Source organism: Hyalangium sp. (assembly GCF_045802625.1).
Classification (GTDB): Bacteria; Myxococcota; Myxococcia; order Myxococcales; family Myxococcaceae; genus Hyalangium.
The window spans coordinates 99017-117475 of record NZ_JBJMQP010000190.1 but is presented as its reverse complement, the minus strand read 5'-3'; the positions used below and the strand labels follow the sequence as shown (position 1 = coordinate 117475).

Annotated in this window: 18 protein-coding genes; 12 read left to right on the top strand and 6 right to left on the bottom strand. The window is 68.2% G+C overall.

All coding sequences use genetic code 11. The features are described from left to right. Positions 1-73 precede the first annotated feature (73 nt). Positions 74-922, top strand: coding sequence for a plasmanylethanolamine desaturase (gene carF / locus ACJ8AT_RS32190; RefSeq protein ID WP_407741770.1), 849 nt, complete (start codon positions 74-76; stop codon positions 920-922). Positions 923-1008: 86 nt separating this feature from the next. Here carF and ACJ8AT_RS32185 read toward each other — a convergent pair whose 3' ends face one another. From ACJ8AT_RS32185 to ACJ8AT_RS32175, 3 genes are all read right to left on the bottom strand, one after another. Next, a complete protein-coding gene (locus ACJ8AT_RS32185) occupies positions 1009-2403 on the bottom strand; it encodes a serine/threonine protein kinase (RefSeq protein ID WP_407741769.1) in 1395 nt (464 codons plus the stop codon). A 263-nt stretch (positions 2404-2666) separates the two neighbouring features. Continuing rightward, positions 2667-3479 carry a glutamate racemase gene (murI, locus tag ACJ8AT_RS32180; RefSeq protein ID WP_407741768.1) on the bottom strand — a complete coding sequence of 271 codons (813 nt, stop codon included), beginning with the start codon at positions 3477-3479 and terminating at the stop codon, positions 2667-2669. Between the two features lie 111 nt (positions 3480-3590). Next, positions 3591-4592 (bottom strand): hypothetical protein, encoded by a 1002-nt coding sequence (locus ACJ8AT_RS32175; protein WP_407741767.1) that lies wholly within the window; start codon positions 4590-4592, stop codon positions 3591-3593. Positions 4593-4754: 162 nt separating this feature from the next. Between ACJ8AT_RS32175 and ACJ8AT_RS32170 the strand changes: the two genes are divergently transcribed. The 8 genes from ACJ8AT_RS32170 (at position 4755) to ACJ8AT_RS32135 (ending at position 11816) form a co-directional block, all read left to right on the top strand. Next, positions 4755-5462: a MotA/TolQ/ExbB proton channel family protein gene (locus tag ACJ8AT_RS32170; RefSeq protein ID WP_407741766.1), complete on the top strand. Its 708-nt coding sequence runs from the start codon at positions 4755-4757 to the stop codon at positions 5460-5462. An 11-nt stretch (positions 5463-5473) separates the two neighbouring features. Then, positions 5474-5941: a protein TolR gene (gene tolR / locus ACJ8AT_RS32165; protein ID WP_407741765.1), complete on the top strand. Its 468-nt coding sequence runs from the start codon at positions 5474-5476 to the stop codon at positions 5939-5941. Between the two features lie 3 nt (positions 5942-5944). Beyond that, the gene (locus ACJ8AT_RS32160) at positions 5945-6718 is read left to right on the top strand and encodes a TonB family protein (protein ID WP_407741764.1); all 774 of its coding nucleotides are present in this window, start codon (positions 5945-5947) and stop codon (positions 6716-6718) included. Continuing rightward, positions 6715-7995 (top strand): DPP IV N-terminal domain-containing protein, encoded by a 1281-nt coding sequence (locus ACJ8AT_RS32155; protein ID WP_407741763.1) that lies wholly within the window; start codon positions 6715-6717, stop codon positions 7993-7995. Before ACJ8AT_RS32160 ends, ACJ8AT_RS32155 begins: the two co-directional genes overlap by 4 nt. Continuing rightward, entirely contained in the window at positions 7992-9179 is a 1188-nt protein-coding gene (locus tag ACJ8AT_RS32150) for an aminotransferase class V-fold PLP-dependent enzyme (protein ID WP_407741762.1), read from the top strand. Before ACJ8AT_RS32155 ends, ACJ8AT_RS32150 begins: the two co-directional genes overlap by 4 nt. A 16-nt stretch (positions 9180-9195) precedes the next feature. Beyond that, complete coding sequence (locus ACJ8AT_RS32145; protein WP_407741761.1) at positions 9196-10125, top strand: Ppx/GppA family phosphatase; 930 nt, start codon at positions 9196-9198, stop codon at positions 10123-10125. Positions 10126-10208: 83 nt separating this feature from the next. Next, positions 10209-11432 (top strand): spinster family MFS transporter, encoded by a 1224-nt coding sequence (locus ACJ8AT_RS32140; RefSeq protein ID WP_407741798.1) that lies wholly within the window; start codon positions 10209-10211, stop codon positions 11430-11432. Positions 11433-11453: 21 nt separating this feature from the next. Continuing rightward, complete coding sequence (locus ACJ8AT_RS32135; RefSeq protein WP_407741760.1) at positions 11454-11816, top strand: hypothetical protein; 363 nt, start codon at positions 11454-11456, stop codon at positions 11814-11816. Positions 11817-11855: 39 nt separating this feature from the next. Here ACJ8AT_RS32135 and ACJ8AT_RS32130 read toward each other — a convergent pair whose 3' ends face one another. After that, complete coding sequence (locus ACJ8AT_RS32130) at positions 11856-12743, bottom strand: acetoacetate decarboxylase family protein (protein WP_407741759.1); 888 nt, start codon at positions 12741-12743, stop codon at positions 11856-11858. Between the two features lie 102 nt (positions 12744-12845). Between ACJ8AT_RS32130 and ACJ8AT_RS32125 the strand changes: the two genes are divergently transcribed. Next, positions 12846-13895: a fatty acid desaturase family protein gene (locus ACJ8AT_RS32125; protein ID WP_407741758.1), complete on the top strand. Its 1050-nt coding sequence runs from the start codon at positions 12846-12848 to the stop codon at positions 13893-13895. Positions 13896-13901: 6 nt separating this feature from the next. Here the strand turns inward: ACJ8AT_RS32125 and ACJ8AT_RS32120 are convergent, their stop codons facing one another. Continuing rightward, complete coding sequence (locus ACJ8AT_RS32120) at positions 13902-14819, bottom strand: hypothetical protein (RefSeq protein ID WP_407741757.1); 918 nt, start codon at positions 14817-14819, stop codon at positions 13902-13904. 327 nt (positions 14820-15146) lie between these two features. Between ACJ8AT_RS32120 and ACJ8AT_RS32115 the strand changes: the two genes are divergently transcribed. Both ACJ8AT_RS32115 and ACJ8AT_RS32110 read left to right on the top strand, forming a co-directional pair. After that, positions 15147-16133: a hypothetical protein gene (locus tag ACJ8AT_RS32115; protein WP_407741756.1), complete on the top strand. Its 987-nt coding sequence runs from the start codon at positions 15147-15149 to the stop codon at positions 16131-16133. Continuing rightward, entirely contained in the window at positions 16133-17080 is a 948-nt protein-coding gene (locus ACJ8AT_RS32110) for a hypothetical protein (RefSeq protein ID WP_407741755.1), read from the top strand. Before ACJ8AT_RS32115 ends, ACJ8AT_RS32110 begins: the two co-directional genes overlap by 1 nt. A gap of 38 nt (positions 17081-17118) precedes the next feature. Here ACJ8AT_RS32110 and ACJ8AT_RS32105 read toward each other — a convergent pair whose 3' ends face one another. Beyond that, positions 17119-18450: a lysophospholipid acyltransferase family protein gene (locus tag ACJ8AT_RS32105; RefSeq protein ID WP_407741754.1), complete on the bottom strand. Its 1332-nt coding sequence runs from the start codon at positions 18448-18450 to the stop codon at positions 17119-17121. Positions 18451-18459 lie beyond the last annotated feature (9 nt).

Sequence of the window (18459 nt, the reverse complement as noted above, 5' to 3'; positions counted from 1 at the left end):
CCAGAATGCGGCTAGGCTACGTACCGTTCCACCGTGAACGCTGGCCTCCCCGGAGGCTCCTACCAGGTGTGAAATGAAGAACAACGTCACGAACAAGCTGCGGCAGCAGGACGCCCAGGTCCTGGCCCAGGGCTACACGCGCTCCATCCGGTTGATGGACATTGGCAGCATCACGATCTTCATCGCTCTGGAGGCGCTGCTGGTGCTCCAGCTGTGGAGCAACCCGCATGTAGGCCCCTGGCTGTTGCTGAGCGCGGTGCTGCTGGGTTACCTGGCCGCGGACTTCGTGTCCGGCTTCGTGCACTGGATGGCGGACACCTGGGGCTCCACGGAGATGCCCGTCATCGGCAAGGCGCTGATCCGGCCCTTCCGCGAGCACCACGTGGACGAGAAGGCCATCACCCGCCACGACTTCATCGAGACCAACGGGAACAACTGCGCCATCTCCATCCCGGTGGCCATCATGTGCGTGGCGATGCCGCACACCAGCTCGATGTGGGTGTTCCTGGCCTCGTTCCTGGGCTCGATGATCTTCTGGGTGATGGCGACCAACCAGTTCCACAAGTGGTCCCACCTGGACAACCCGCCGGCGGCGATCGCCTTCTTCCAGCGGGTGCACCTGATCCTGCCGCCGGCGCACCACCACATCCACCACACGGCGCCCTATCACAAGTACTACTGCATCACCGTGGGCTGGCTGAACAAGCCGCTGACGATGATCGCCTTCTTCCCCACGCTGGAGCGGCTTGTCACCTGGGCTACCGGCCTGCTGCCGCGCCAGGACGACATTGGCACGGAGGCCGCCACCGCGGTCCTGGCCGCCACCTCCGAGGGCGAGGCCCCCGTGGTGCAGGCGGCCAAGGCGCTGCTGGAGCGCACCGAGGAGTCCGAGACCGTCTCCTCCGCGCGCCCCTCGGCCTGAGTCCCGGCACCCTCCGGCTCCCACTGGGAGATGATCAGAACTACGGAGGTCTGGACTTGCCCCGGTTTGGAACTAGGGCAGTCTCACTACGGGTCCTCACTGGTAGGCGTGCGTGGCGCGTCTAACGTTAACACGGGCCCGTAACAGCCGTTGTCGTAGTCGTAGGCCTCGACCCCGCAAGGGGGCTTCTGCGTACCAAGGGGGCCCCACCAACAACCGCCGTTGATGGCCTTCTGGGTCCTAGGCGCACACGGCGGCTTCTTCTGCCCCGGGAAGGGCTCGCGCCGCATGGGCAGTCCGAGCACGTAGGCCGGGCTTCCAGGACGCGGCGTCTGCACAGCACTCGCCAAAGCTTCCTCCCCCACACCTCCATCTGGAGCCTCGGGAGTGGGAGACTCATGCACGTACTCGGCGATGTCGGGAGGAGGCTCTGGCACCACCGGCGCGCTCGGCCCACGGTGCACGAGTTCCGACCAGCCCAAGACCAGCAGGCCGCCCGCAACAGCTGCTGCCCCCAGTGAGAGCCATGCAGGCACCACGAACCGACGTCGCGGGCCCGGGTGCGAAGTCTCGTCGGTGTCAGCCGCGGCAAGCGTGGGACCGATGGGCTTCGTGGCATCCTTCTCCTTGGCAGCGATAGACAGGCTGATGGCCAGCGCCGCGGTGGGCGGGCGGGCGCTCCGGTCGTGAGAGAGGCAGGCTAGCACCAGGCGCTCCAGGCCCACGCTCACCGTGGCCAGCTCACGCGGCGGGAGGAGCCGACGCTGCGGCCCACTGCCCTCGTCGGGGGCGGGCGGATAGGTGCCCGTGCACAGCCGATAGGCCGTCGCCCCGAGCGCATACACGTCATCAGCCGGACCTGCCTGGTAGGGCTCTGCTGTCTTGCGGTGAGCCCAGGCCCAGCGCACCGCCTCGGGAGCCCGATAGCTTGAGGTGCCCGGGGGGAGCACTGAATCCGTGAGGGCCTTGGCCCCTCGATAGGTGCCGCACCCCCAGTCCAGCAACACGGCGCGTCCCCCGGACGTCACGAGGATGTTGTCCCCCTTCACGTCTCGGTGGACTCCACCATCCGCGTGCACGGCCGCGAGCGCCGAGGCCAGCTGCGCCAATACGTGCAACACCTCGCGAGAGGTGGGCTTGTTCACGCGTGCCCACTCGTACAAGAGCCGGCCCTGCACCCACTCCATGACGATATAGGGGAACAGCCGCCCATCGGATGCTGTCCACTCGCCCCTGTCCTCGAAGCGTGGAATCGAGGCATGAACTCCGCGCTGGAGCAGCTCGACTTCACGAGGGAAGCGCGGGTCCTCGGGGTGCAGGGCGATCTTCAGCGCGAAGGGTCCAGCTTCGGGATGCCCGGCGCGCTCGACTCGGTAGAGGGCGCCGAAGGAGCCGAAATCATGCAGCTCGAGGATGCGCCAGGGGCCGACCAACGAGCCCAGGACGAAGGTGCGAGAGTCTGTGGATACGGGGTGAGACATGGGGACACTCCAGGGGCAGGGCAAGCATGCTCGCCCGCGCACCCTACCGAATAGGTTGGGTGCTGCACTAGAGATGCCCTCGGTCAGCAAGACCGAAGGCTGTCCCCCCCCTGCGTACCTGCGAGAGGTGTTCCATGCGGGCGAGAGGGTGTCACGCTCATCATCCGCCACCAGGGAGGCAACCGGCAGGTCCTCTTCAACGGCCAGCGCTGGCACGTGTCCGCCAACAGGTGATGCCCCGTCATCCAGCGGGCACAGTCTGCTCAGAAGCTCAGGTCCACTTGCTCCGCTGACGGAATGGGCCGCCCGAGGAAGCGCGCCCCTACCTCCACGAAGCGCTCCGGCACGTCCGTCACGTAGTAGCCGTGCGTCGTCGCCGTGCCCTCGGGCGCGAGCAGCTCCCGGTGCGTCAGCAGCTCGGCCACCGCCTCCGCCGTGGCCTCGGCCGAGTCCACCAGCGCCACGTTCGGCCCCACCACCTCGGCGATCGCCCCCCGCAACAGCGGGTAGTGCGTGCAGCCCAGCACCAGCGTGTCCACGCCCTCCCGGGCGAAGTCCGCCAGGTAATCGCGCGCCACCAGGTGCGGCACCTCGCCCACCGTCCACCCCTCCTCCGCCAGCGGCACGAAGAGCGGACAGGCCCTCGCCTTCACACGAACCTGCGGATCCGCCGCCTCCAGCTCGCGCTGGTAGGCCCCGGAGCGGATGGTGCCCGGCGTTCCAATCACCCCCACCCCACCGCCCCTCGTGCGCCGCAGGGCCGCGCGAGCTCCGGGCCCAATCACCCCCAGCACCGGCACCGGCAGCGCCGCGGACAGCGCCGGCAGCGCCACCGCCGAGGCCGTGTTGCAGGCCACCACCAGCAGCTTGATGCCCCGCTCCAGCAGGAACTGCGCGTTCTTGAGCGAGTAGCGCGTCACCACCTCGCCGGACTTGGTGCCGTAGGGGACGCGCGCCGTGTCGCCCAGGTAGAGGGTGCTCTCGTGAGGGAGTCTCGCCATCAGCGCCTTGAGGACCGTGAGCCCTCCGACGCCCGAGTCGAACACCCCAATGGGACCGTGGCTGCCTTGCCGCATGCCCCTCTTCCCTATCACGTTTGATGCCAACGCCCACGCCCCCCCCAACGCGAAGAGGGCCGGGGGTGTGTCCCCGACCCTCTCGCTCCCTCTACGAGCCACCAACCTCGGCTACTGCCGGTACAGCGTCACATCCGGGACGTTGGTGATGGCGTGGGAGCCCACGTTGACGATGATGCCCGCGGCGGAGACGTAGTTGTAGCCGCTGATGGTCGTGGAGACGCGCAGGGTGTAGGAGCCCGGCTTCAGGAACTGGAAGACGATGGGCTTGGTGCTGCACGCGTGCCCGTCACCCGCGGCCGGGTACACCCAGTTGCCCGTGTTCCGGTCCTGGAAGTTCACGTACACCGTGGGGTTGGACTGGGGGCAGTCAAAGGTCACCGAGCCGTCCGCGTAATCCGACATCCGCCAGGAGATCGACGCGCCGCCAATCGTGTACAGGTTGTAGCTGGCGTTGACCGAGGTGTACGCCTGCGTCGTGAGCCCACCGTTGTAGTAGTAGAGGGGGTGACGCTGCGCATCCAGGGCCACGAACTCGATGTAGTGCTCGCCCGGGGCGATGTAGTCGGTGGCCACGCCCTGCGCCGTCTGGCCCTGCGTGCACGGGAAGTTCGCCGTCTTGTCGTCCACGGTGACGTCCACCGAGTACACCCCGGCTGTCGAGCAGCTGGCGTTGCCCGGGAAGTTCCAGTTCAGGTTCGCGGACGAGCCCGGGCTGCCCGAGGGCGCCAGGTCCACCATCACTGTCCGGCTGCCGTCGATGATGAAGGTGCCGTTGGCCTCGAAGAGGATGCGGCCGTTGAAGTCCACGGCCTGCAGCGTGTAGGGGTACGAGCCCGGCGCGAAGTCATGCAGGGTGATGCCGTCCACCCCATTGGTGCTGCACGCGTAGTTGCCGTTGTTGAGCAGCTGCTCACCGGGGATGGTGATGTTGACGCCGTAGACGTCACGCGCCTGATCGCAGCGCAGGTTGCCGAACGTCCACAGGAACGTCACGTCGCCCCGCTGGGCGGGAGGGGGGCGGCAACTGCTGCAACCTCCGTTGTCGTTGATGATGCAGCCGGTGGACAGCGAGGCGATACAGAGGAATGCGAACAGCAATCGGGAGTTCATAGGGGCATCCGCTGGGTGTTGAGGGAGGCGACCGGGCATCCAGCCCGTTGTGCCCACTTGGACGGGGGGGCGCGGGAATTATTCACCGCCCCGGCCTGAACACCAACCGGCCCTGCCCGCTTTGTTTGACCGCCTCGGATCAGAGTGTTACGGCCTGCACCCATGATGTCCCACCTGCCCCTGGCGCTCGGCGCCATGAACTACCTGGAGATCATCCGCAGCGCCTCGCTCATCGAGCTGTCCGTGCTCGTGCTGCTGATGGGCGTGTCCGTGAGCTCCTGGGCGCTCATCGTCATGAAGCAGTCCCAGCTGTCCCGAGCCCGCGCACAGTCGCTCACCTTTCTGGACACGTTCTGGAAGGCGACGCGGCTGGAGGCCATCTATCAGTCGGCGCAGAAGCTGGAGGGCTCGCCGCTGTCGAAGGTGTTCTGCGCCGGGTACGAGGAGCTGTCCAAGCTGGCGCAGACGAAGGAGGGCTCGGACGGGGCGATGAGCGACAAGCTCGGGGGCATCGAGAACGTGGAGCGGGCGCTGAACCGGGCCGCCACCTCGCAAATCACGGAGCTGGAGGCGCGAGTGCCCTTCCTGGGCACGGTGGGCGCGGCGGCGCCGTTCGTGGGCCTGTTCGGCACGGTGATTGGCATCCTCAACGCCTTCAACGAGATCGCCGACAAGGGCAACGCCACGCTGTCCACGGTGGCCGCGCCCGTGGGCAACGCGCTGTTCGCCACCGCGGCGGGCCTGTTCGCGGCCATTCCGGCGGTGGTGGCCTACAACTCGTTCGTCAGCCGCATCAAGGTGTTCGACACCGAGATGTCCAACTTCTCGGCGGACTTCCTCAACATCATCAAGCGGCACTTCTTCAAGTAGGAGGCTCGGCCATGGGCATGGGCGTGGGTGGCAACAAGGGCACGAGCCGCGTCACCATGAGCGAGATCAACGTCACGCCCATGGTGGACGTGATGCTGGTGCTGCTCATCATCTTCATGGTCACCGCCCCCCTCATCCAGCAGGGCGTGAAGGTGAACCTGCCGGAGGCCAAGGCCGCGCCGGTGGAGGCCGCCGACAAGAAGCTGGTGCTCTCCATTGATGTCTCGCGCCGCGTGTTCATCGGCGACGCGGAGGTGGCGGTGGACGAGCTGGAGAAGAAGCTGGCCGCCAACGCCAAGGCCCAGGCCGACAAGGAGATCTACCTCCACGCGGACCGGGACGTGCCCTATGGCGTGGTGGTGGAGGTCATGGCCGCCGCCCAGCGCGCCGGCATCTCCAACGTGGGGATGATCACGGACCCGGCGGGGGCTCCGGCGGCGTCCAAGGAGACCAAGCCCAACAAGGGAGGGAAGCGCTAGCCCATGGCCCTTCACCCGGCCGTCTCCCAGAGCATGCTCGTCACCCGGCCCTCGCGGCTGGGCGTGTTCCTCGGCGTCTCCGTGGCCGGGCACGGGCTGCTGCTCGCCCTGGGGCTGCTGTACTCGGTCCTGACCGCCGCGCCGAGGCTGAACCCGAACGTCCCCGTCATCAAGGCCACCCTGGTGCGCCAGGGCAAGCCGAGGGATCAGAAGCTGCTGCCTCGCAAGGAGGAGCCACCCCCGCCTCCCAAGGAGGTGAAGGCCGCGCCCGCCCCGCCCTCCGAGGCGCCCAAGCCTCCCGAGAAGCCCGCGGTGGCCGTGCCCTCGGTGAAGCCCCAGCCTCCGCCCGCGCCCCAGAAGGGCGACAAGGCCGGGGACGATCGGCGCAAGCGGCTGTTCGGCGCCTTCGACAAGACGGCGAAGAAGGTTCCGGACGAAGAGCTGGAGGGCGCCGAGGACGGCGATCCGAACGGCGACGCCGCCACCGCCGAGGGCGAGCGCTACTACGCGCTGCTGTCCTCCCAGATTCACCGCAACTACAACGTCGCGGACACCATCCCCGAGGCCGAGCGGATGTACCTCAAGGCCCAGGTGCAGCTGCGCCTGAGCCGGACCGGCGAGGTGCTGGAGACGCGCCTGGCCTCCGCCAGTGGAAATGATCTCTTCGACGCCGCCGTGCTGGCCGCGGTGAAGAAAGCCTCTCCCTTCTCCCCTCCCCCTGATCACCTGCGCGATGCGCTCCAGAAGCAGGGGGTCGTCCTGGAGTTCCATCCGTGAAAGCCCTCCTCGTCTCGCTGCTGCTCCTCCCGATCGCGGCGCTCGCGCAGGCCCCGGTCATCCAGATCTCCGGCGCCAACTTCCGGCCCCTCCCGCTCGCCGTGGCCGCGCCCCTCACCGTGGATGAGGGCGGCAAGAAGGCCGCCAGCGACTTCGACGAGCCGTTCCTCTTCGACTTGCGCGCCTCCGGCATCTTCCAGGTGCTGGACCGCTCCAGCTTCACGGCCGACTCCAAGGAGGGCATCACCGCGGGCAGCATCAACTTCTCGCGCTGGGCGGACGTGGGCGCCGAGTCGCTCGTGAAGGTGCAGCTGGGCGCCCAGGGCGGCACGCTGCGCGGCGAGCTGCGCCTGTTCAACGTGGGCACCGGCCGCGAGGACCTCAAGGTCAGCCACGACGGGCCCGCCTCCGAGCCGCGCCAGCTCGCGCACTTCCTCGCGGACGCCCTCTACCGCCACCTCACCCGCGAGCCCAGCCCGTTCCTCTCGCGCATCACCTTCGTGCGCAAGACGGGCTCCAACCGCGACGTCTGGGTGGCGGACTGGGATGGCAACAACGGCCGCGCCCTCACCAATGGCGGCATCAACCTGCTGCCCGCGCTGGGCCCCGGCGGCGCCGTGGGCTACACCTCCTACCGCAAGGGCCGGCCCGACTTGTATGTGCAGAAGCCCGGCGAGGAGGCTCGCGCCATCGTCCAGAATGGGCAGATGGCCACCGGCATCGCCTGGTCTCCGGATGGCAAGCGCATCGCATACGCCCTGGCCGAGGGCGAGAGCACCCAGCTCTACCTCGCCAACGCGGACGGCTCGAATCCCAAGGCCATCACCGATACGCCATACGGCATCAACTCCAGCCCCGCCTGGTCTCCGGACGGCAAGCGCATCGCCTTCGTGTCCAACCGGGGCGGCTCGCCGCAGATCTACGTGATGAGCGCGGATGGCTCGAACCCCAGGCGGCTCACCTTCCAGGGCAACTACAACCAGACCCCCGACTGGTCGCCGCGCGGAGACTTGATCGCCTTCACCGCCCGCGATGAGCGCAATGCGTTCGATCTCTTCACCGTCAACGTGGACAGCGGGAAGATCACCCGCCTCACCCAGGACCAGGGCAACAACGAGGAGCCCACCTTCTCCCCCAACGGCCGCCTCCTCCTCTTCACCTCCACGCGCGATGGAGCGCCCCGGCTCTACGTCATGACGGCCGACGGCAACAACCAGATCGCCCTCCCCATGGACAAGGCCGGGGGCCTCACGCCGGACTGGGCCCCGGCTCCATGAGCTCCTCGCCCTTCCGGGCCCGCTGGCCGCTCGAGCCGGACACCCTCTTCCTCAACCACGGCTCGTACGGCGCCTGCCCCACCGAGGTGCTCCAGGTGCAGGCCGAGCTGCGCGCACGCCTCGAGGCCCAGCCCGTCCGCTTCTTCGTGCGCGAGTTCGAGCCCCTGCTCGACGAAGCCCGAGCCGCGCTGGCGGCCTTCCTCGACGCGGACGCGGATGATCTGGCCTTCGTGCCCAACGCCACCGCGGGCGTGAACACCGTGCTGCGCTCGCTGAGGTTCGAGCCCGGCGACGAGCTGATCACCACCAACCACGAGTACAACGCCTCGCGCAACGCGCTCGACTGGGTCGCGGGCCGAGCCGGCGCCAAGGTGATTGTCGCCCGGCTGCCCTGGCCCCAGCCCACGCCCCAGGCCATCGTGCAGGCCGTGCTGGAGCAGGTCACCCCGCGCACCCGCCTGCTGCTCGTCGATCACATCAGCAGCCAGACGGCGCTCGTCATGCCCCTCCAGGCGCTGGTGCGCGCCATGCGCGGGCAGGGCGTGGAGACGCTCGTGGATGGGGCGCACGGGCCCGGCCAGGTGCCCCTGTCCCTGCGCGAGCTCGGCGCCGGCTACTACACCGGCAACTGTCACAAGTGGCTCTGTGCCCCCAAGGGCGCCGCCTTCCTCCACGTGCGCAAGGATCTCCAGGCCGGGCTCAAGCCCACCTCGGTGAGCCATGGCCACAACTCCCCTCGCAGGGATCGCTCGCGCTTCCGGCTGGACTTCGACTGGACCGGGACCATGGATCCCACTCCGGCCCTCTGCGTGCCCCACGCGCTGCGCTTCATGGGCGGCCTGCTCCCCGGCGGCTGGCCGGCGCTCATGCAGGACAACCACGCCAAGGCCCTGGCCGCCCGCCGGATGCTCAACGAGCGCTTCGGCCTGGCGCCGCACTGCCCCGAGGAGATGGTCGGCTCCATGGCCACCATCGGCCTGCCGGACGGCTACCCGGCCGCGCCGCCCCCTCCTTATTACCTGGATCCGCTCCAGGATCGGCTCTTCCAGGAGTGGCACATCGAGGTGCCTGTCATCGCCTGGCCCCAGCCGCCCCAGCGCCATGTCCGGGTGTCCGCCCAGGTCTACAACACGCACACCGAGTACCAACGCTTGGCGGAGGCTTTGGAAGCGCTGCTGCGTTGAGTAGGCTGCCGGGCTCATGCCTCGCTTTGCCACCATTGACGTGGGAACCAACTCGGTCCTGCTGCTCGTGGCGGACCGGACTCCCGAAGGCGAGTTCCAGCCCGTCCTCGAGCGCGCCGAGATCACCCGGCTCGGACGCGGAGTGGACCAGAGCCGCCGCCTGTCCCCCGAAGGCATGGAGGCCACGCTCGCGGTCATCACGGCCTTCGCCGACGAGGCGCGCTCCCTGGGCGCCGAGGGCATCGCCGTGTCCGCCACCAGCGCCGCGCGCGACGCCCAGAACGGCGCGGAGTTCCTCTCCGCCGCCCAGGCGCGGGCCAGCGTCACCGTGGAGATCATCTCCGGCGAGCTGGAGGCGCAGCTCTCGTTCGCCTCGGCGTACATGGACTTTGGCCACGAGGCCGCGGGGCCGCTGCTCGTGATCGACATTGGCGGCGGCTCCACCGAGTTCATCTACGGCAACACCGCGGGCCGGGTGGAGTTCCGCCACAGCTATGATGTGGGCTCGGTGCGTTTGACGGAGCGGTTCGTCCGCACGGATCCGCCCTCCCCCGCCGAGCGCGAGCACATCCGCTCCTTCCTCCGGGAGACGTTCTCCACGCTGCCTCCGCCGCCCCCCGCCGCCGAGCTGGTGGGCGTGGCCGGCACGGTGACGACGCTCTACGCGCTCCAGCACCGCATTGAGCCCTACGACTCGGCGCGCGTGCATGGCGCCACCTTCACCCGCGCCGAGCTCGAGAAGCTGGTGGATCAGCTCTGCACCCTGCCGCTGGCCGAGCGGCAGAAGCTCCCCGGCCTGCAGCCCAAGCGCGCGGATGTCATCCCCTCCGGCGCGCTCATCATGCTGGAGGCCCTGCGGGCCCTGGGGCTCTTCGGGTGCCGCGTGAGCGATCGCGGCCTTCGCTGGGGACTGATGGCGCACCGCTTCGGAGCCTCTCGCCCATGAGCACCTCTCCCGCTACTGATGGCTCACCCGCTGGAAGCCCCCCGCCGCTGGGCACCTCCCCCGCCGTGGCTCCTCCGCCGCGGATGTCTCCCGCCGCGGGCGCCGCCTACGCGCTCAGCATCCTCACGTTGATCAACCTGATCAACTACCTGGACCGGTACATCGTCGCGAGCGCCCTGCCCAAGATCCAGACGGATCTCGGCATCAACAACATGCAGTCGGGGCTGCTCGCCTCCGTCTTCATCGTGGTGTTCATGCTGGCCTCGCCGATTGGTGGCTACCTGGGGGACCGGGTCCCCCGGAAGTTCCTGGTCGCGGGCGGCGTGCTCGTCTGGAGCCTCGCCACCGGGGCCTCGGGCCTGGCCGGCACCTTCGTCACGCTGATGCTCGCGCGGTCCATCGTCGGCGTGGGCGAGGCGGGCTATGGCGCGGTGGCGCCCTCGGTGATCTCGGATCTCTACCCGAGAGAGCAGCGGACGCGGGTGCTCTCCTACTTCTACGTGGCCATTCCGGTGGGCGCGGCGGCCGGCTACGGCCTGGGCGACTTCCTGAGCAACACCTACTCCTGGCATGCGGCCTTCTTCGCGGGCGGAGTGCCGGGGCTGATCCTGGGCACCCTGGCCTGCTTCATGCCCGAGCCCCAGCGCGGCGCCATGGACGGGCCCGACGCGCAGGTGAAGTTGCCTTTCCGGGTGGGGCTGCAGGGGCTGGCGGGCAACAAGGCCTTCTGGGCCACGACGGCGGGCTACACGCTGATGACGTTCTCCATTGGCGGGCTGGCCAACTTCATGCCCCTCTACATGGTGAGAGAGCGGGGCATGCTCGAGAACGCGGGCACGGTGTTCGGCGGAGTCACCGCCGTGGCGGGCCTGCTGGGGACGGTGGCGGGCGGGTGGCTCGGGGACAGAATGGACCGCAAGCGCGAGGGCGGCGGGCTGTGGCTGTCCGGCATCGGGCTGCTGCTGGCGGCGCCGTTCATGTACATCGCGGTGCACCTGCAGTCGCCGATGGCCACCTTCATCGTGATTGGCCTGGCGCAGTTCTTCTTGTTCATCAACAGCGGCCCCATCAACGCGGCCATCGTCAACTGCGTGCCGCCGGCGTTCCGCGCCTTCGCGATGGGGCTCAACGTGCTGTTCATCCACATGCTGGGAGACGCCATCTCTCCCCCGCTCATCGGCTACGTCGCCGACAAGTCCAGCCTGGGCGCGGCGATCCAATTCAACGTCGTCCCCGTGCTCCTGGGCGGCGCGGCGCTGCTCATGGGCGCGAAGTGGCTGCGCGAGGCTGCGCTCCGCCAGCGGTGAGGGCTGTGCAGGGAGCGCAACATGTCTCCTCATCCTGGCGAGGCCTGCCCGTTGCCCTACCGCTACACGCTGGATCAAACTGCGCCCAGGAAGCCAGCGTTGACACTGTCGCCTATGCCCCAGCGAGAGATCCTTCGTCAGAAAAAGATTACAAGGCTTGCAACACCCTCCAATGAGGGAATCCTGTTCGAGCAGAACGGGGAAGCCTTCACCAGCGGCAGCGGCGAACCCTGCCTGCGCCAGGACAAGAGCGGGATCGTGCTCATGGGCGTCACAACCCTGATCTCCGCAGAAGGCCCCGCCTTCATGAGCACGTACCCTTACCGGGACTGGTTGGCCGAGGAGATCCAGCGGGCGAATTCCTTGAAGCCCAACGCCCCATAGGCTCGACAGCAGGGTGAGATGAAGAGGAGCCCCCGTGGCCTACTTCCCTCCATCCACCTCGAGTTGAAATGCCGGGTCGGGCAGATCGAACGCGCTGTTCATCGAGGGCGCGTACCGGAACTGGAACGGATGAGGCTCGATGTCCAGGTTTCGCAGGGCCGCCGCCTCGGGCCCCTCGCCGAGCGTGAGGTACGTGCGGTCCGGCCTCAGCCCCCGGCGCGCCAGGGCCTTCATGTGCGGGGTGACTCGGAAGGTGCCCTGGAAGCTCGTCCGGCTCCGCAGCAGCTTGCCCTCGAGCAGTGAGTACAGGTTGGCGCTCACATCGAACTGCTTGGGCTTGCCGCTCATCGGCACGCGCAGCTCGAAGCAGGCCCGGCCGTCGGCGCCATACGCCACCGTGACGCAGTCCCCGTCACGCTCTTCGATGTCGATGTCCTGAGTCACCTTGGGCAGCCCCCAGATCTTGTTGCCGCGGAGCTGGTTCTCGCGCGAGGTCACCGGCATGCCGAACACGTAGTAGCCGAAGCCCGGCAGCGAGCTGAACACCATGGGCAGCACCGGCACGTTGAGCCTGGTGCCCACCATCACCGGGATGGTCATGGCGATCTCGTTGTAGGGCGCAACACCCAGCACCTGCCGGTACTCGTAGCAGGAGAAGGCCACCAGGGCGCGCCCTCGGGGCATGCGCACCGGCGCCATGGCCGGAGGAGGCAGGAGTGCCTTCGCCCGCGCGTAGTCGCAGTGGAAGATGCCGATCGTGCACCTCACGTCCGCGTACAGCGTCGGGAACAGGTAGTCCTTGGAGATGGCGTCGGTCAGCTGCAACGGCCGAGGCGCCCGCCGCAGGCTGAACCGCTGGAAGAACGCGTCACGAAACCGCGCCGCGTTGTCGAGGAGCTCGGCACTGACTTCCTGGCTCGCCTTCATGCGTGGCGACCCTAGCAGAGCAAAGCATCCAGGGGCTCTTCCGCCTGCTTTGTGGGAAATTTCACTTTGGGTAGAGGCGCTGCCGTGAGATCAAGGGACTTCATGGCGACTCCTCCTGAACCCTCCTCCACCGCCACCTCGCGGGAGGCCCCCTCGCCGTTCGCCCACCTGCTCAACGACGCGCGAGATCTCCCCTTCGTCTGGCTGATGCTCCGCGCCGCGCTGTGGTTCGTCCCCGCCGTGACCCTGCTCTACCTGCGCTACCGCTGGTGGATGACGCCGCTCTACCTCGGCGTGACGCTGGGCTACTTCTTCCCGCCCTTCACGCTGATGCTCCACTGCTCGTCCCACCGCCAGCTCTTCCGCAAGCAGTACGCGTGGATGAACGAGCTCATCCCCTGGGTCTACAGCCCCTTCCTCGGGCAGACGCCGTGCACCTACGCCGCCCACCACATGGGGATGCACCATCCGGAGAACAACCTCTGGGAGGATGACAGCACCACGCTGCCCTACCAGCGCGACAACCTCCTGCACTTCCTGCACTACTTCGGCCGGTTCATGTTCGTGGGCCTCAAGCACCTGCTGGCCTACCTGCGCCGGACCCAGCGCGCCCGGCTGGAGCGGCGCGCGCGCGCCGGGGAGCTGCTCTTCTGGTCCGCCTGCCTCGTGCTCTTGTGGCTGCACCCGGCGGCGACGCTCACCGTCTTCGTGGGGCCGGTGCTCATCGCCCGCTTCGCGATGATGTGCGGCAACTGGGCGCAGCACGCCTTCGTGGTGGCCGACGATCCGAACAATCCCTATCGCAACAGCATCACCTGCATCGAGTGCGTCTACAACGACCGGTGCTTCAATGATGGCTACCACATTGGCCATCACATCCAGCCCAAGATGCACTGGACGGAGATGCGCACCGACTTCGAGAAGCACCGGGTGCAGTACCGCGACCAGGGCGCCATCATCTTCCGGGGCATCGACTACTTCGTCATCTGGGCGCTGCTGATGACGCACTCCTACAAGAGGCTCGCCAGCCACTTCGTGGACCTCCAGGAGCCGCGCCGCTCCGAGCAGGAGATCATCCAACTGCTGCGCGAGCGGCTGGGCCCGGTGCCCCAGCCCGTGGCGCGGCCGGAGGCACTGAAGGCCGCGGCCTGAGCCCTCTTACGGGGGCGTGGTCGAAAGGTTGGGCATCGCGATCCAACCCCAGTGCCCCGACTGGACATAGCCGTAGAGGAAGTCCAGCGTGAGCGAGACCTTCACCGCGCTGCCGCTGGTGCAGTCATAGAGTGGCAGCGAGACCGAGTGCTGAGCCTGGGCGCGCTTGAAGTTGAGCCCCGTGGTGTTCGGGTAGACCGCCTTCGTCGGCGACCCCTTCCCCGGCAGGTTGGTGATCAGGTTGATGCGGCCGTTGCGCCCCAGGTAATGGACGGCCATGTCGTTGGCCGGGCAGTCGGTGGTCACGTGCAGCCCCTCGTAAGGGGTGTTGTTCGAGGGGATGATGTACCAGTTGCTGTACGTCCCACCGGGATCCGGCGCCGGCCGGTAGTTCTGCGTCAGCCAGCTCATGACGTTGGTGTAGCCCGCATCCGTCAAGTCGGGCCGGATCAGGCCGCTGATCGCCCCGTTGTTGGTCGGGACCGAGAAGCCCATGGCCAGGTAGTTGGCCGAGACCGAGGGGACCGTCTGCCGCGTCCCCAGGTTGATGCGGAACTGCGTCCCGGTGCTCACGCTGCCGAGCACGTTGCCCAGGCTGTCGTAGACGTTCAGCGGCCCGGTGGCCGTGAACCAGTACGTCTTCGTGTTGCGATTGCACAGGCGCGGACGGGGGTCGCACTTCATTCCCCCGAGCTCGCAATTGTTGGGGCTGTTGGTGGAGTCCACGCTCGCCGAGCCAGTCCCGCACGCCGCGGTGTCCGCGACGGTGCATGGGTTGGCGGCCCAGTCCGCCGTGCAGTCGCCCGTCAGTTCCTGTTCCGTCGAGGCGAGGGCGTCCGAGTCCTTCACCTCCCCGGGCTGCTGCACCCCCGCGCCACAGGCCGCGAGCACGGAGACCAGCAGGCCCACCGGCCAGCGACGCAAAAGAGACGCCGTTTCTTGTGTGACGGATGCCATGGTGCCGAGTCCTTATCCTCTCCGAGAGTTTTACCGGATTTTCATGGATGACCATTAATTCAGGGCGCTCCCGGACACAAGCGCCAACATCCAGGAGCGGGTTGGCCGCCTTGTGCCTCCGAGACAGGCAGCGCGTGTCCCGAGCACCACAAGCGTGGGTGCCGGACCACGGCCACGAGGCGCTCCTCTCGGCGGGAGACACCTTTGCGTGCAGTGGCGCACTGGCACGTGGGTTGCTCACAGCTCGTGGCATCCACCCCGGCCTCACGCTGCTCGGGGTGCCTGAGCTCACCCATGCACATCGGCTCTCTTGTCCTGGCAGTCCTCCTCACGGTGGATGCCGATCCCAACTCCGCTGCCGGCACCCCATATTACGTCTGGGCTCATGAGACGCCCCTGCTCTCCCCCGGCGGCGTCCCCTTCGCCCAGGGGCCCAAGCTGCCCCTGGGCGAGAAGGTCCTGGTGAGCTCCTGCGCCAATGGCTTCTGCGCCGTGACGGCGCCGGCTTACCAGCGGCAGGGGTGGCTGCCGGAGGGGCACCTGGGCCCGACGCCCCCCACGAAGCAGCAGCTTGCCGCGCGGGCCGTGAGCGACCTCGAGCGGGCTTGCGCGCTCTCCCCCACTCACACCTGTCTGAGGGCACTCGAGGCGGCATACCTGGCCGTCGGCCAGCGCAAGCGAGCGGCGGTGGTGGATACGCAGGCGAAGGAGCTCTCGCTCAAGGAGGCTGCACGAACCCCAGTGCGCTTCGCGGCAGTGGGCGGTGTGCAGTCGCGCCCCTCGCTCCGGGACGGTGAGCAGGTGCTCGCGCTCTGTCCCGAAGGCCCCCGGTGGCTCCCGGTCCACGTGAAGGACTACGGGGTGATAGCCGGGTACGGGGTCTCGGTGGGCTGCAAAGCCTCTCGAGGCAAGGCGCCCCCTCTGCCTGTGTATGCGATCGCGGGACTGCCCAGGAGCAAGGTCCGGGTTGGCACCCTCGAGGCGACAGTCGCGCGGCTGGGAGACCAGGAGCTCCGCACAGGGGAGCGCACCAGCCTGGCGCGGACCGTCTGGCTGTGGGAGCCCACGAGCGGGCGACACATGAACCTGGATTTCGCCGAGGCCTCGGAGTTCAGCTTCGCGGGGGATCTTGATGGGGATGGCCGCCTGGATGTCATCGTGGCCACCGTTGATCTCGATCTCTGCCGCCGAGTGGGGCTGTTGCTGTTGTCCTCGAAGTCGAACGTGACGCAGCTCCCCATGATTGCCGCCAGGGCCGAAGAGCCCGTGGAGTGTGAGTGATGGCACCGCCTCTCTCCTTCTCATTCGCCGCGGGGCCTGCCATGGCCCTCCTTTTGTGCTTCGCCGGTCCGGCTCGCGCACAGCAGGGCGCTCCCCCGGATTCCACCGCGTCGGCCGTGGAGGAGTTCGCCACCCATGCCTATGAAATGCTCACAGCTGCCTACTACTTGCAGTACGAGCGCGCCTACGCGGTCGGCTCGAACGCGGCAGTGGCCCTGATGCAAGAGAGCCAGGCGCGTGGGCGTGCTCCCGGGATAGAAGCGACGCTGCGCGCCGAGCAGCAGCGCCTGACGTCGACGGGCATTCGCATGGCGGTCACCGGTGTGACCAGCGCCCGAAGGCTCCTCCCCGGCATGGAGATAATGGATGGTGAGCTCGGCCTCGCCTTGTGTCACGACGCTCCGAGGGTCCTGCCCATCCAGGTCAAGGCAGTCCGCATGGACGGAGTCGAAGGCCCAGGCCGTGAGGTTTCGGTGGCGTGCGACGCGGACGTCGTCATCGTCGGGCTCGCGGCATCCGCGGTGCGAGCCGCCCCCATTCAGTGGGACGTCCATGACGGTATCGGCGAGGGGAGCGCGCAGCTAGACGACAGCGAGTTGCATGTGAGAGCCAGCGGCTACTCGAGCGAGGGGGTGTGGGTGGCGGAGCGGCCAGTCAACACGCCCGCAGTGGAGCTGAAGCCGAGGGGCAGCGCCGACTCGGACGAAGTGCGCATCGATGTCCCCGGGCTGAAGTCGAACGGAGTCCATCTGCAGCCCGTGTTCGTCGGGGACCTCAACGGCGACGGGCGTCTGGATGCCGTCATCCGCTTCGCCGCCGTCGTCGAGGACGCTGACAGCGTCGGGCGCGATTTCCCCGAGGGGTTCATCTGGCGCCTGGTGCTGTCGAACGGCCCGGACGCTCCCCTCAGGGTCGCCGCATGGGCAGTCGAGACCCGATGGTGGTGAGGCGAAGGCTGCTCCTGCCGTAGCGCGGCGCCCCCGCCCTACGTCAGTGCGGGCTCGGCCGGCCCCACCCGGGGCCGGTACTCGCCGGCGAGCTTCTCCACCTCGGCGGACAGGCGCTCGCCATCCTGCAGCAGCAGGGCCTTGAGCCGGGCCCGGCTGCCCAGCGTGAAGAACACGCCGATGTCCCGCTTCAGCCCCTCCCAGCGCTCGGCGAAGTAGAGGGTGAAGAGCGCCAGCGGCGGCACCCCCACCAGCGCCACCACGCCCCACACCCAGCTGCCCCACAGCCACACGGCCACCGTGAGCCCCGGCCACCACACCAGCGTCATCAGCAGCGCCCCCAGGAACTTCACCGTCGCCTGCGTGTCCAGCTCCGCGTTGCGAGAGGCCAGCCGCGGCACCTGGTACGGCAGGATGAACAGCGCCAGCCCCAGCGCGAACAGCGGCAGCCCCAGGCACAGCGCCAGCAGGTTCTTCACCACGAACGTGGCCACCTGCCCGCCCTGGTACACCAGCCGCAAGTCCTTGGGGTCCGCGTGCACCAGCTCCAGCCGCTTCCGGAAGGACATCAGCGCGGTGCGCACCAGCTCGAAACGCTCGGGCTGCTCGGAGCGAAACAGCTGCAGGCCCTGCGCCCAGTGCTTCAGCCGCTCGCGATCCACCTGCTCGCCCTGGCGGAACGCGTAGAGCTGCTCGGCGGTGTGGATGAGCGGCAGGTCCTCCCACTGCGAGAGGTTGATCGTCACCGCCTTGAGGCCCGCGGCGATGCGCTCGGTGAGCTGGCGCGAGGACTCCTTGTCCTCGGCCTCCGTGGCGCCCGCGGGCGGCAGGAAGGACGTCACCTCGAGCGCCGGACCCACCTCGATGAGCACCGTGCTGCGGAACACGTTCTTCTCCTCGTAGGTGAAGCCCACCGGGACGATGCGCACCGCGGCGCCCTCGCGCGCCGCCCCCAGGGCAATGCGCGCCGCCCCCGTCTTCAGCTCCGCCAGCATCGGCTCCGAGTGGCTCTTGCCCTCGGGGAAGATGGTGATGGCCCGGCCCTTCAAGAGTGCCGCCCGCGCCGCGTCCAGCGTGCCCTCGTTCTTCACCTGCTGCCCGGGGTTGTCCTGCTTGCGGTACACCGGCAGCGCGTTCAGCCCCTTGAGGATCCACCCGATCACCGGCATCCGGAACAGGGGTTCCTTGGCCAGGAAGGTGACTTCGCGCCGGGTGATGACGAACACCAGCGCCGGATCGATCAGCGCGTTGGGGTGGTTGCCGACGAAGATGACGGGCCCCTGGGGCTCGGCGGCCGGGGCATTCACCTTCACCCGGTAGAACAGCCGCAACGCCAGGGACACCAGACCACGGATGAACGCGTAGAACACGGGGGGCAC